This is a genomic window from Peribacillus sp. FW305-BF15 (genome assembly GCF_058783805.1).
The window spans coordinates 75,478-88,617 of the sequence record NZ_JBYSYV010000005.1 but is presented as its reverse complement, the minus strand read 5'-3'; the positions used below and the strand labels follow the sequence as shown (position 1 = coordinate 88,617).

12 protein-coding genes are annotated in these 13,140 nt (G+C 43.1%); 7 read left to right on the top strand and 5 right to left on the bottom strand.

Annotated features, from left to right (window positions below; genetic code table 11):
- Positions 1–332: 332 nt before the first annotated feature.
- On the top strand, positions 333–737 hold the full coding sequence (yugI, locus tag AC3WLU_RS06660; protein ID WP_034310304.1) for a S1 domain-containing post-transcriptional regulator GSP13: 405 nt from the start codon (positions 333–335) through the stop codon (positions 735–737).
- 134 nt (positions 738–871) lie between these two features.
- Here the strand turns inward: yugI and AC3WLU_RS06655 are convergent, their stop codons facing one another.
- Entirely contained in the window at positions 872–1,105 is a 234-nt protein-coding gene (locus AC3WLU_RS06655; RefSeq protein ID WP_034310308.1) for a DUF378 domain-containing protein, read from the bottom strand.
- Between the two features lie 204 nt (positions 1,106–1,309).
- On the opposite strand from AC3WLU_RS06655, the gene AC3WLU_RS06650 reads away from it, so the two are divergent.
- A complete protein-coding gene (locus AC3WLU_RS06650; protein ID WP_063574781.1) occupies positions 1,310–2,473 on the top strand; it encodes an iron-containing alcohol dehydrogenase in 1,164 nt (387 codons plus the stop codon).
- A gap of 147 nt (positions 2,474–2,620) precedes the next feature.
- Positions 2,621–3,967 (top strand): glucose-6-phosphate isomerase, encoded by a 1,347-nt coding sequence (locus AC3WLU_RS06645; RefSeq protein WP_492597021.1) that lies wholly within the window; start codon positions 2,621–2,623, stop codon positions 3,965–3,967.
- A gap of 663 nt (positions 3,968–4,630) precedes the next feature.
- On the opposite strand, the gene AC3WLU_RS06640 is transcribed toward AC3WLU_RS06645, so the two are convergent.
- On the bottom strand, positions 4,631–5,911 hold the full coding sequence (locus tag AC3WLU_RS06640) for a M20 family metallopeptidase (RefSeq protein WP_492597020.1): 1,281 nt from the start codon (positions 5,909–5,911) through the stop codon (positions 4,631–4,633).
- 411 nt (positions 5,912–6,322) lie between these two features.
- On the opposite strand from AC3WLU_RS06640, the gene AC3WLU_RS06635 reads away from it, so the two are divergent.
- Positions 6,323–6,727 (top strand): YugN-like family protein, encoded by a 405-nt coding sequence (locus AC3WLU_RS06635; protein ID WP_057278022.1) that lies wholly within the window; start codon positions 6,323–6,325, stop codon positions 6,725–6,727.
- Here the strand turns inward: AC3WLU_RS06635 and AC3WLU_RS06630 are convergent.
- Positions 6,724–7,716, bottom strand: a complete 993-nt coding sequence (locus AC3WLU_RS06630; RefSeq protein WP_413000828.1) for a potassium channel family protein — start codon at positions 7,714–7,716, stop codon at positions 6,724–6,726. The two genes, AC3WLU_RS06635 and AC3WLU_RS06630, sit on opposite strands and share 4 nt — an antisense overlap.
- A gap of 242 nt (positions 7,717–7,958) precedes the next feature.
- Positions 7,959–9,245 carry a glycoside hydrolase family 18 protein gene (locus AC3WLU_RS06625; protein ID WP_096339285.1) on the bottom strand — a complete coding sequence of 429 codons (1,287 nt, stop codon included), beginning with the start codon at positions 9,243–9,245 and terminating at the stop codon, positions 7,959–7,961.
- 166 nt (positions 9,246–9,411) lie between these two features.
- Between AC3WLU_RS06625 and AC3WLU_RS06620 the strand changes: the two genes are divergently transcribed.
- Positions 9,412–9,621, top strand: coding sequence for an alpha/beta-type small acid-soluble spore protein (locus tag AC3WLU_RS06620; RefSeq protein WP_034310322.1), 210 nt, complete (start codon positions 9,412–9,414; stop codon positions 9,619–9,621).
- Positions 9,622–9,681: 60 nt separating this feature from the next.
- Here the strand turns inward: AC3WLU_RS06620 and AC3WLU_RS06615 are convergent, their stop codons facing one another.
- Positions 9,682–10,425 carry a glycerophosphodiester phosphodiesterase gene (locus AC3WLU_RS06615; RefSeq protein ID WP_492597019.1) on the bottom strand — a complete coding sequence of 248 codons (744 nt, stop codon included), beginning with the start codon at positions 10,423–10,425 and terminating at the stop codon, positions 9,682–9,684.
- Between the two features lie 153 nt (positions 10,426–10,578).
- Between AC3WLU_RS06615 and AC3WLU_RS06610 the strand changes: the two genes are divergently transcribed.
- Positions 10,579–11,406 (top strand): undecaprenyl-diphosphate phosphatase, encoded by an 828-nt coding sequence (locus tag AC3WLU_RS06610; protein WP_057278017.1) that lies wholly within the window; start codon positions 10,579–10,581, stop codon positions 11,404–11,406.
- A 374-nt stretch (positions 11,407–11,780) separates the two neighbouring features.
- Positions 11,781–13,103 (top strand): APC family permease, encoded by a 1,323-nt coding sequence (locus AC3WLU_RS06605; RefSeq protein WP_063574788.1) that lies wholly within the window; start codon positions 11,781–11,783, stop codon positions 13,101–13,103.
- Positions 13,104–13,140 lie beyond the last annotated feature (37 nt).

Sequence of the window (13,140 nt, the reverse complement as noted above, 5' to 3'; positions counted from 1 at the left end):
TCCTTTAGATGTAAAGAATATCTAGCTGTATATTATTTTTTTAAAACATTTTCTCATCTTACTATGATTAGGGGCAATTGGATAGGTTTAATATTACAATCTTTAGAAAAATGAGTAAATATCTTAAGGGAAATAGGGGTTATTTGCAAATTTTTAGGTTAAGTTATATACAAAGATCTTATAATATTTATTATTTCCAAAAAACAAACATTTTTAATGAGTAAAATCCCAAAAAGTATGGTATACTTAACTTTGATTATTTTCCAATTATGTGATATAATTTATTATTGCGTGAAAAGACGAAAAAATATATATAAAATAGGAGTGTTACCATGTCTGAAAAATTCGAAATTGGTGCGGTAGTTGCTGGTAAAGTTACTGGTATTCAACCATACGGTGCATTTGTTGCTTTAGATGAATCAACTCAAGGTTTAGTTCATATTTCTGAAATCACTCACGGCTTCGTTAAAGATATTAACGAACATTTAAAAGTGGGCGATGAAGTGAAAGTTAAAGTTCTTTCCATCGATTCAGCTGCTGGAAAAATCGGCTTATCGATCCGCGCTACAGAAGAAGCTCCTGAGCGTACTGAAGCTCCGAAAAAAGCTCCGAAAAAACGCCAAGCATCTGTTAAAGCGACATCTCACATCGAATCTACTGAAGGTTTCAACACATTGAAAGACAAACTTCAAGAGTGGATTGAACAATCTCAACGCGAAGACTTAATCAAAAAATAATTTTTTAGAACCGGCAGATCCTCGATCAGCCGGTTTTTTTTGTCCTGGTGCCATGAATGAAATAAAGCCGGTCATGTGTTTATCCATGGTCCGGCTTTATTTTATAGAACATAACATTGTCGATGATCAAGATCTCAGCGAGTCGGTTTGGTTTCAGGCTCCCTGGAAATTTCAGGACTTGGTTTAAAGAGAAGACCAAGATTAATGAGACCGGCAATTCCAACCAATCCATAAACGATACGGGCCATTCCAGCATCTTGCCCCCCGAAAATCGAAGCGACCAAGTCAAATTGGAAAAACCCTATTAATCCCCAGTTGATTGCCCCGATTATAGTAAGAACAAGTGCAATTCTTTGTATTCCACTCATTGTACAGCCTCCTTTTTTTGAAAAAATCAGTTCTTTACTTATCATGCATTTTCAGCATGTAAATATACATCCACTCAAAAGTTACGGGCGGATGTTTTGTATTTAAATGGAACATTGGTCATAATGAATAAAAGAAAAACTAGCACTTGGCCCCTGTCGTTCATTCGAAAACGGAGTCAATGTGGCATTAAAGGAGAGATACCATTGGAGAATTTCACATATAAAAATCCTACAAAAGTAATTTTCGGGAAAGGTCAGCTTGAAAGCTTAAAAACTGAAATTCCCGCCTATGGCGATAGAGTTTTACTTGTATATGGCGGGGGAAGCATAAAGAAAAATGGCTTATATGAAAAAGTGATCAATGTCTTGAAAGAGATCGATGCAGAGGTGCACGAACTTTCCGGAGTTGAACCGAATCCACGCATCTCAACGGTCCGGAAGGGTGTTGACCTTTGTAAAGAACATGGGATCGACTTTGTCCTTGCGGTTGGAGGGGGAAGCGTTATAGACGCTACAAAGGCCATCGTTGCAGGTGCTAAATATGAGGGGGATCCATGGGATCTTGTCATTAAGAAGGCACCAGTCGAAGAGGCCCTTCCATTCGGAACGGTGCTGACTTTAGCTGCAACAGGCTCTGAGGCGAATTCCGGATCTGTCATAACAAACTGGGAAACGAAAGAGAAATATGGATGGGGAAGTCCATTGGTATTTCCTCAATTCTCCATTTTGGACCCTGAAAATACTTTTTCAGTACCAAAAGACCAGACGGTATACGGAATGGTCGATATGATGTCACATGTATTCGAAACGTACTTCCACCCGGAAACGCATGCACCGCTGCAAGACCGTTTTTGTGAATCGCTGTTAACGACGGTGATTGAAACGGCACCTAAACTATTGGAAGACCTGGAGGATTATGAGCATCGGGCCACTATCCTGTATGCCGGAAACCTAGCCTTGAATGGGTCGCTTGGGGTTGGTTACAGCGGTGATTGGGCAACGCATAACATTGAACATGCCGTTTCAGCTGTTTATGATATCCCGCATGCAGGGGGATTGGCCATCTTATTCCCGAATTGGATGAAGCATGTGCTCCATGAAAATGTCGCACGCTTTAAACAAGTTGCAGTCCGTGTATTCCATGTAGATCCGGAAGGTAAAACGGATGAGGAAGCGGCCCTAGAAGGCATTGAAAGACTTAGGTCATTTTGGAGCAGCTTAGGGGCGCCGACCAATCTTTCGGATTATGGCATCGATGACTCACAATTGGAAGTCATGGCTGATAAAGCGATGAGCAGAGGGGAATTTGGACGATTCAAAGTCCTGAACCGTGAAGATGTCCTTGCCATTTTACGGGCTTCCTTATAAACAAGTGATATGATCCGATCTCCCTCCTTGCCAGGTGGGAGATTGCTTTATATGCATAATTCGTTATTTACTTGATCGATTTCTTGATTATGAGAATTACATCAGATAAAGTGAAAGGGAAACTAAAGAATTCAAGGAGGAATTTGAATGGCCCATATTCGTTTCGATTATTCAAAAGCCCTGCCGTTTTTCGGGGAGCATGAAATTACCTATCTACAGGATGCTGTAAAAGTGGCACACCATTCCCTGCATGAGCAGACAGGGGCAGGCAATGAATATCTTGGCTGGCTTGATTTACCCGCCAATTATGATAAAGAAGAATTCTCAAGAATCAAAAAAGCGGCCGCGAAAATAAAAGAAGATTCAGAAGTGCTGCTGGTTATCGGAATCGGTGGATCATATCTGGGAGCACGGGCAGCAGTTGAGATGCTTCAACATAGTTTTTATAACATTCTACCTTCGGATAAAAGGAAAGCACCGCAAATTTTATTTGTCGGTAATAATATAAGCTCTACATATATGCAGGACGTGATGGACCTATTGGAAAATAGGGATTTCTCGATCAACGTCATCTCTAAATCCGGTACGACCACGGAGCCTGCACTGGCCTTCAGGATTTTCAGGAAACTGCTTGAACGAAAATACGGCGTTGAAGAAGCTAAGAGCCGCATTTATGCTACGACTGATAAAGAGAAGGGCGCATTAAAAACGGTAGCAACGGAGGAAGGTTTCCAAACATTCGTCATTCCTGATGATGTTGGCGGACGTTACTCGGTCTTAACGGCTGTAGGGCTGCTTCCGATTGCTGTCAGCGGGGCGGATATCGATCAAATCATGGAGGGAGCCGAGCGTGCCAGGGCCGACTTCAGTTCTTCCGAGCTAGGAGAGAATCAGGCATACCAATATGCGGCGGTTCGGAATATCCTTTACAATAAAGGGAAAACGATTGAAATGCTGATAAACTATGAGCCTGGACTTCAATACTTCTCTGAGTGGTGGAAACAGTTATTTGGAGAAAGTGAAGGAAAGGATCAAAAAGGGATATTCCCTTCATCGGCTAACTTCTCGACCGACCTGCACTCATTAGGGCAGTATGTCCAGGAAGGACGGCGTGATCTTTTTGAAACGGTCATCAAAGTCGATAAGGCCCGTCATGAAATCGTGATTGAAGAAGCGGCCAATGACTTGGACGGCCTGAATTACCTAGCAGGTGAAACGGTGCAATTCGTGAATAATAAAGCATTTGAGGGTACGCTGTTAGCCCATACGGACGGTGGCGTTCCCAACCTGATCGTAACGGTTCCTCAGCTCGATGCTTATACTTTTGGCTACCTTGTATATTTCTTCGAGAAAGCTTGTGCAATGAGCGGTTACTTACTGGGTGTAAATCCATTTGATCAGCCTGGAGTGGAGGCCTATAAGGTGAACATGTTTGCTCTTTTAGGCAAGCCGGGTTATGAAAAGAAAAAAGCGGAGCTTGAACAGCGCTTATAATATAAAAGGCAACAAGCCGGAATAACATCCGGCTTGTTGCCTTTTTTGGTTGAACGCCAAAGGGTAAGAATAAACATATTCGATACTGGTATCGAATATGAAAGTGGGGGGGAATTAGTATCGAGGAGCTAGAGAAACTGAAAACGGTTCCCCGGTCCGCAAGAAGCCTGCCTGCCGGATGGAAACAAGATGTAAGATGTTTAAACAAGAGAAAATCAAAACTGGAGGAAATCATATTGGGAGACTTAAATATTTTTTATCTTTTGCTGCTGGTTGGACTCCTTGCATAGGACCCATATTAGGGGCCATTGTAACCCTTGGTTTGTCTACAGGTTAGATGTTAATAATACAAAAAGTGAACCTAGGCAAAGAATTATTTAAAAAAATCCTAGTTCATTCTGAGAAAAAAGGAATTCCCACTTTTCCCAAAAAGAAAAAAGCCTGAAGCGGTTTTTCTGCTCAGGCTCTTTTTTTAGCTTTTGGTCTTCATGTAAATTTGAAACAAAGTTTGATCAAAACACGCAATAAATATATTTAGTTTAGCATTGAACTAAAGAATTTAATACCAACGAGTATACAAATATCCCCACCAATGACCACGACCATATACACCTTGAAAGAGAACATTAGCAGTAGCGCGTGCAAAGTTTAGTGAAAATAGATTTAAAATGACCTAAGATACTTGACTGCAGTCTCAGCGTATATCTCGGCAGATTCTACTAAGTTCTCCACTGAAACCCGCTCATCGTACCCATGGATAGTGTGTTCCAGCCCAGGACCGTAAAGGACAGTTTCAATGCCATGGCGCCGGAAGTGACTGGCATCACTTGAACCAAGCAAAAGTACGCTGAAGACGGGTTCCTCCATTCCAAGGACACGCTGGATTCCCAGTTCTATGGCCCTCACAATTGGACGATCCTCAAAGGTCCAGTTCGGGTTAGTACAGGGTACCATTGGCTCTACAACCGCACCTGGCGCTACAGCACTAACAAGATTCCTAGCGATATCAAGTACAAACTCGGGCTTCATACCGAATGGAACCCGGGTATCCACTTTAATGATACACTTGTCTGCGACGACGTTCACATTTGTTCCGCCCTGGATTATACCTGGATTGTAAGAGGGACGATAAAGTAACTGTGACAGTAAGGAATTTCCTAGAATCTGAGATAGGAGCCACTCAGTATTGTACAAAAGTTGACAAGGCTCTGGCGGAGGCGTTGCCTTGAGCTCCCATAGCTTGGTTAGTGCTTCGACCGCGGCTGCCCCTCTTCGTACGGCGGAGATTCCATAAAGCGGTTGTAGGCTGCCATGATCTGTCTGACCTGGTATGATCACCTGCATCCATGCCTTGCCCTTTTCACCGGCATTCGGATGGTAGCGGTCCGTTGGTTCACCAATCAGACAAGCATCACCCTTAATCAATCCTTGATCAAGGAGCGAGGCCACCTCAATGCCGCCAGTCTCTTCATCCGGAGAGGCAATAACTCCTAGGCTACCTTTCAAATTAAGAGTGGGGGCGAACTCCTGAAGTAGTCCAGCCACAAAAATCAGTGCTGCCAAGCCTCCTTTCATATCGGAGGCTCCCCTACCCAAAAGCATACCTGCTCTGACTTCTCCTGAGAAAGGATCGAAGGTCCAATGTGAACAATCGCCTGCAGGTACGACATCTGTATGTCCACAAAATAGGAGCCGTGGACCAGGTACCCTGGTTAAGGGAGCATCACAGACCACGGTAACCAGCGCATTTTCGCTACGGCGGTGCTCGGTAATCAAGAACCCTTTTGCTGCTAGGTATCGGCTAATATGGCGTCCCATTTCTGCTGACCGCTTCTTAAACTCGGGCGATGGATTTTCAGATGGAATTCGAATAAATGAAGCAGCAAGTTCGACTAATTCCTGTTGCCTTGACCTTATCAGTTGCCGGATCATTCTGGTACTCATATAAATACATCCCCTCCATGTCCAGCATTAGCCGCAATATTTCTATACTATTCTATGTGCTGTTCCTAGTTCATATTTCTGAGGTTAAAAGTGGGGAATTTAAAGTCTCGTTCAATGCTATAGTTAAACTTAATGAGCCAAAGAGCCAAAGTTATATATGGGTAGCGTCAGGAAAATGTGCTTAACGTTGTAAATCCGCATTTTCCTGACGCTACCAGCAGAAGATCCAGTAATTACGAATGGAGGAGGAGGGAGCGACGAAGCTGAAATAAAAGCGTAAGGAAAGCTTGGAAATCAGTGAGGAAGCCAATCTTCCTTTATGCCTGATCAAGGGGACAATAGAGTCATTCCAGGTTTTTTTTAGGCGCTTTGGTTAAGCTAATAGAAAATTAGCGAAAGAGGTTTTATACAATGATTAAAATTTCTTCTCAGTTGGAAGGGAAAACTTTCGGGTTGTTCGATTTGGAGACAAAGTTAAAACCGGAAGGATATGCGATAGGCGGAGGATGGGATTATGACCACGGGTCTTTTGATTATAAGATTGATGACAGTGATGGCTACCAATTCTTGCGGGTCCCTTTCAAGGCTGTTGATGGTTCACTCGATCAGGACGGGGTAATGGTCGAACTCTTACAACCGTTTTTGTTATCTCATAAGTACGAGGACGGGAATGACGATGAAGGAAATATCGGAAACCTTTCCGCCTCCTTCAATCAGTTTGCCGAGCCTGAAAATCCGGATGCCGAATTTCCGGAAAACTATATCTCTTTAGGAAAAGCGCTTGTCCGTAATCTGGAAAAGCTTTTATTACATTAATCATCAATGATGATTAGAGTGTCATCACGATGGATGATTACATCTCCGGGGGGCTTGATTAAGGTCTTGCCTCCTGAAATGATGCCGACCAATAAAATGTTTTGATCGAATAGCTTAACGTTCAGCTGTTTGAACGTCAATTCCGCCCAGTCATCCTGGATGGGCAGCTGTTTGAGGCTCAATCCATCCAGCTCATTTTGTTCTCTGGCTTCCGTTATGATCCCCTTCGATAAGCAATCCTGCATATATTCACTCGCGAATTTATTCGTTTCGACTATACCGTCCGCCCCAGCCCGTAAAGCATTTTCCTTTTGTTCATACGTCAATATTTCCACAAGACAATACACATGCGGATTCAGCCCTTTGACGGCCAGTAACGTTAAAATCGAGAACATATCCGTTTGCAGCTCGTCCTGCTTAAGGTCAGCCGTAATAAGGACGCGAATGGCTTGTTTAATATTGGCTTTCTGCAAAACGGAATCCAATGTAGCTTTTCCTTGGATAAAGTGGATATTCGTTCGTGGAAGCGGGTGCTTTTGCAGTGTATCATCGATAAGGACAATGGATTGATGGTGCTTGCGATCATGGATGTTTTGGATGATTCTCTTGGAACGGCCATTCCAGCCCACAATGATAATATGTCCGCCGCCGCCGAATACTTTCTTTCCTGTTAGAAATTGCTGTTCATTGGATATGGAAATTTTAGCGATGTACGCAAAATAAGAAGTAATCAGGCCGGCCCCTGACAAAATGAGGACCATCCCAATGATTTTGCCAAGATTGGTCACGGGAGTGAAATCTCCATAGCCGACCGTTGACATCGTCACGATTGCCCACCAGATGCCATCAAGCAAGGTGGGGAATCTCTTTGGCTCCACAATGTGGATCAAGACCCCGAATGAAAGTAAAAATAATGCGATGATGGAAAGTAATCTGATGAAACGCGGAAATCTTGGAACGGTACTGATGTATGGACCGATTCGAATCATTATTTTCACACCCTTTGAGCTTTTCTATAGTATGGTCAAAAAAGGCATGGCTCATAAGGGTCCGAACAGACAAACTTTGAATGATGAATATCGGCATATTGCCTGATCGAATTACGGTAAATGATAAAAGCCCTCCGGAAGATGTCGGAAGGCTTTTAGTGCTGAGTCACGTATCCTGAATGGACTTCATGCTCGATGGTTGATTATATGCCCATTTCAGCTTCGGTATTCTATATCTTTTGTTAAACCCTTCTCCGTACGTTGAAGTTATCACTGATGAGCAGCCAGTTTTGGGGGAAGGCTAAGCCGAGCTTCCAATAACTCATTCCCCTTAAGTTCAATTCTTTGAGTAAATCGAATTTTGCCTGAATCGATCTGGCATCTTCAAACCACACCTCATGCTGCCTATCCTCAATATCGGTATAATTGAAGTGAGGGGCCTGTGCGGTTTCATCATACTCAATTGAAACATCATTGTCCGCCGCAATTTGGATGGCCTGCTGCGGACTTACGGCCTTGGCAGTGGATCCCTGTACAAAAGGCAAGGTCCAATCATAGCCATATAGGTTTTGCCCCATCAAGATCTTGTTGGAAGGAATATCGGTGACGGCATATTCGAGGACATCCCGAACAGGTCCGATAGGTGACACTGCCATTGGCGGTCCGCCGCTATACCCCCATTCATATGTCATGATGATGACGAAGTCTACGATTTCACCATGTGCTTTATAGTCATGCGCCTCATACCATCGGCCTTTTTGCTCAGCACTTGTTTTAGGGGCCAGTGCCGTGGAAATGAACCATCCTTCCTTCTTGAAGCGGTCCCTGGCTTTCCGGAGAAATTGATTATAGGCTTCTCTGTCGGCCGGCCGTAAATACTCAAAGTCAAAGTGGATATCCCGGAAACCATATTTCTTTGCCGTTGTAACGATATTGTTCAGGAACTTATTCTGAACGGAAGTATTCGTTAAGATGATCCGCCCGAGCTCATCGCTGAACTGGTCATTCTCCTGATTTGTGATCACCATCATCAGGACATTTTTATTTTCCCTGGCGATGGCAGGGAAGTCATCGAGTAATGGCTCTTTTAAGGAGCCGTCTCGCAGCGCCTGGAAGCTGAAAGGGGCTAAGTAGGTTAAATAGGGCGCAGCTTCCCTGGCGGCCGTCACAAGGGCCGGTGCAACCGTCGTACCCCTCGGCTCGACATAGCCGTTGAATTCGGCGGTCCTTTTCCTCCGTGCCGGAATATAAAGCCGGTATCCAACGGATAGGATTTGATTTTCGGAAATGCCATTTATATTTGCCAATTCTTGAACAGGGACATCAACCCTTTGGGAAATGGAATAAAGACTATCACCCGGTTGAACGAAATAATAACTGCCGACGATTGGAATGACAAGGGCCTGCCCCGAAACAAGATTATTTGGGTTAGGGATCTTATTTGATTCAACGAGCCTGTCAACGGTTACGCTGTACGTCTGGGCGATGCCATATAACGTCTGGCCTGGCCTAACCACATGTATTTGCAATTCTTTTCCCTCCTACTGAAAGTTTCCTAACAGTTTATGAGCATAAAAAGAAATTCATGATAAAGAGCTCAGGATTGGGAGAAACGCAAACAAAAAAATTCAATAAATTGGCAATAATAATTTAAGCTTAAAATGCTAATTAATATTAGTAGGAGGTGAAAAACACATGGCAAACAACAATAACAGCAATCAACTTTTAGTATCTGGTGCAGAACAAGCCCTACAACAAATGAAGAATGAAATCGCTAGTGAATTTGGTGTAAACCTAGGTGCTGACACTACTTCTCGCGCTAACGGATCTGTTGGTGGGGAAATCACAAAACGTTTGGTTCAAATGGCTGAACAACAACTAGGCGGTTCAAACTTCTCTCGTTAATTAATTGAATAAATATGGATTTGAAAGAGAAGGAGCAACGCTCCTTCTCTTTCGCATGGTTCAGCCATGTGACTGCCAAGCTTTTAAAATCTTGATTGCCCTTTCAGGGAAATCGGTCATGATGACGTCGACTCCCAACTCTGCCAGCCTGACGATGTCGGCTTCATCATTGGCGACCCAAGGCCGGATTTTATATCCGAGTTTTTTCGCTTTTTCTTTAACCGCTGGAGTCAGGCTGTTTTTATCTGGATGAAAACCCGATTCCTTTTTATCACGTAAGATTTCTTCGAAGTTTTCAGGAAGTCCCTCGAACAATAATGCCCGTTCAAGATCTGGGGCAAGCATCTTCACTTTTTCAATGGATTGATGGTTGAAGGAAGAGAGGATCACCCGGTTTTCCATTCCATATTGACGAATTGCATCAATGATCTTCTGTTCGATTCCTTCATAAGCGAGTTTATCCGTCTTGATTTCGACATTCATCAATAAAGCATTTCCCTTAGCCCAGTCGAAAACGTCCATTAAAAAAGGAATCCGCTCCCCAAGGAATTCATTGGAAAATTTGCTCCCGGCATCAGCCGTTTTCAGTTTTTGTGCCGAATGATCTTTTACATGACCAGTAAGGGTGGTCGTTCGATCAAGTGTTTCGTCATGGATGATGACCAATTCCCCGTCAGAACTGAGGTGGACATCGAACTCAATCCCCTCGGCCCCGATTTCTGCCGCCTTTTGAAAGGCTGCCATGGTATTTTCAGGATGCGTCCCCTTGGACCCTCTATGGGCGAAAATCAGTATGTTTTGCAAAATCATCACTTCCCCTTTAAACTTTATCTTGAACCCTATCATACATGTACGCTTGAATTGTTTCAGCAATGTTTAATAGACAATATTTTAAACAACGAGTAAAATACATATGGTATTTCCATAAATAGGTGTTCGAAACATGAGGTGAATAAAATGAATATGTGGGAAATTTTTGTTGCAGTTATCCTTGGTCTTGTAGAAGGATTAACTGAGTTTGCTCCTGTATCGTCAACAGGGCATATGATTATCGTCGATGATTTATGGCTGAATTCGAAAGAGCTTTTCGGGAGTGAAGTGGCTAATGCCTTTAAGGTGGTCATCCAGCTTGGTTCGATACTCGCCGTTGTCGTGCTCTTCTGGGGGCGATTCATGGACTTGCTTGGTTTAAGGAAGCTGAAAGGCACATCCGCTGGGAACGGCCAAAAGCTTAACCTATTGCAGATCATTGTCGGATTGTTGCCGGCGGGCGTTTTAGGTCTATTATTCGAAGATTATATTGATGATCATCTTTTTACGATGAAGACGGTTATCGTCGGATTGTTCCTTGGCGCATTTTTGATGATTGCTGCGGATAAATTCCGTCCAAAGCTGACTGCAGAGACGGTTGACCAAATCACTTATAAACAAGCCTTTGGTGTAGGATTAATTCAATGTTTGTCACTATGGCCGGGATTTTCCCGTTCAGGTTCAACGATATCAGGCGGTGTGCTATTAGGGATGAGCTATCGGGCTGCTTCCGATTTCACGTTCATCATGGCAGTGCCGATCATGGCTGGTGCCAGTCTCTTGAAAATCGTGAAATACTGGGATAGCTTCACGCCTGAAGTTCTGCCATTCTTTATTGCAGGTTTCATCAGTGCATTTATCTTTGCATTATTCTGTATCCGCTTTTTCTTGATTTTAATCAATAAAGTTAAATTGACTCCTTTTGCCATTTACCGGATCGTCTTGGCGGTTGTGCTTCTATTCATTATTTGGTAATACGAAATGAAGCTTGAAAGAGGAGAGGAACCACCCCGTTGATTCGGGGTGGTTTTTTTTGTGTCCGAAAATGAGCAGGATTCCCATGAAATTAATAACGAATGATAATTTATTTTTTAAGTTTTTAATTCGTTATTATTGAGTAAAAACTCAATAAATCTTTTTAAAATAAAAAAATATTCGGTTTTCAGTGCAGTTTCAGTCATAATTAGTAAAAAAAATATAAATAAAATAAAACTGTCTGAGCGTAATGATACCAACGTGTTTGAGTATTTTCCGGAATATTCAAATGATTACATAAACTATTTCCATATAATTTATATGATATAATTTTAGTATAAATAAAGTACATGTGTACACCTGGGGAGGACAACATGAGAAATGACCAATTGAAGAAAACGATTGGCTTTTGGGTTGGAACATCTATTGTAGTTGGTACAGTTATCGGTTCTGGTATTTTCATGAGACCTGGTGACGTGCTTGAATTGAGCGGTAATTCAACCATGGCCTTGTTAGCTTGGCTGATAGGCGGTCTGATTACCCTTGCAAGCGGGTTGACGATTGCGGAAGTGAGTACACGGATTCCTAAAACGGGCGGCTTATATGTCTATATGGAAGAAGTGTACGGTAAAGCATGGGGATTCCTATGCGGCTGGGTTCAGACATTGGTATACGGACCTGCAGTCATGGGCGCACTCAGTTTATACTTCGGGTTATTAGTTGCAGGAATATTTAAGATCGCTTCAAGCTACTCTTTGGCGATAGGGATTCTTACGATTGTATTCATAGCAGGCATGAACTTGCTGGGGACAAAATACGGCGGTATCATCCAAACCTTATCGACCGTTGCTAAATTGATCCCGATCATTTTCATAGCGGTATTCGGTATCGCACAAGGTGATATGCCTGTATTCAATATCGATAGCGAAAGTTCAATGAAAATCAGTATGGCCGGTGCGATTTTGGCAACGCTCTGGGCGTATGATGGCTGGATGAATGTCGGCTTCATGGCAGGGGAAATGAAAAACCCGCAGAAAACGTTGCCGCGGGCAATCATAACGGGATTGGTCGTGGTCATGGTCGCTTACTTGGGTGTGAATCTTGCCATGCTTCATGTATTGGGGGCGGAGGGAGTCATAGCCCATGGTACGAATGCAGCGAATGTTGCAGCAACGCTTCTATTCGGTGAATTGGGCGGGAAATTGATATCGATCGGAATTGCGATTTCAATCTTCGGCTGCTTGAACGGAAAGCTTTTGACCTTTCCGCGCATTACCTTGGCGATGGCGACTGATAAAATGATGCCAGGCCATAAACAAATCGGAAAAATATCGCCCAAGTTCAAAACGCCTATAAATGCCACGGTATTGCAAGTGTTCATTGCAATCATCATGATGGTAGCAACAGACCCTGACAAACTTACCAATATGGCTGTTTTCTCTGTCTTCTGTTTTTATGGATTAGCCTTCTTTGCGGTCTTCATCTTACGCAGAAAAGATCCGGATGCAAAAACGTATAAAGTGCCGTTTTACCCATTCATCCCCATCGTGGCGATTGCTGGTGCAATATACATCGTTTTAAGCACGTTAATCCAAACACCTTTAAATGCCCTGTACTCAGTGATCATCCTCATTATCGGTATGCCAGTGTACTGGCTCCTTAAGAAAAGCGAGCGGGATGGTAAACGTTCAAATTAATGAAAAAACCTTCACTGCATGCAGTGAAGGTTTTTTT

Coding starts and splice junctions, on each gene's coding strand:
- yugI (WP_034310304.1), top strand. CDS start 333: ATGTCTGAAAAATTCGAAATTGGTGCGGTAGTTGCTGGTAAAGTTACT.
- AC3WLU_RS06605 (WP_063574788.1), top strand. CDS start 11,781: ATGAGAAATGACCAATTGAAGAAAACGATTGGCTTTTGGGTTGGAACA.
- AC3WLU_RS06655 (WP_034310308.1), bottom strand. CDS start 1,105: ATGAGTGGAATACAAAGAATTGCACTTGTTCTTACTATAATCGGGGCA.
- AC3WLU_RS06640 (WP_492597020.1), bottom strand. CDS start 5,911: ATGAGTACCAGAATGATCCGGCAACTGATAAGGTCAAGGCAACAGGAA.
- AC3WLU_RS06630 (WP_413000828.1), bottom strand. CDS start 7,716: ATGATTCGAATCGGTCCATACATCAGTACCGTTCCAAGATTTCCGCGT.
- AC3WLU_RS06645 (WP_492597021.1), top strand. CDS start 2,621: ATGGCCCATATTCGTTTCGATTATTCAAAAGCCCTGCCGTTTTTCGGG.
- AC3WLU_RS06620 (WP_034310322.1), top strand. CDS start 9,412: ATGGCAAACAACAATAACAGCAATCAACTTTTAGTATCTGGTGCAGAA.
- AC3WLU_RS06635 (WP_057278022.1), top strand. CDS start 6,323: ATGATTAAAATTTCTTCTCAGTTGGAAGGGAAAACTTTCGGGTTGTTC.
- AC3WLU_RS06610 (WP_057278017.1), top strand. CDS start 10,579: ATGAATATGTGGGAAATTTTTGTTGCAGTTATCCTTGGTCTTGTAGAA.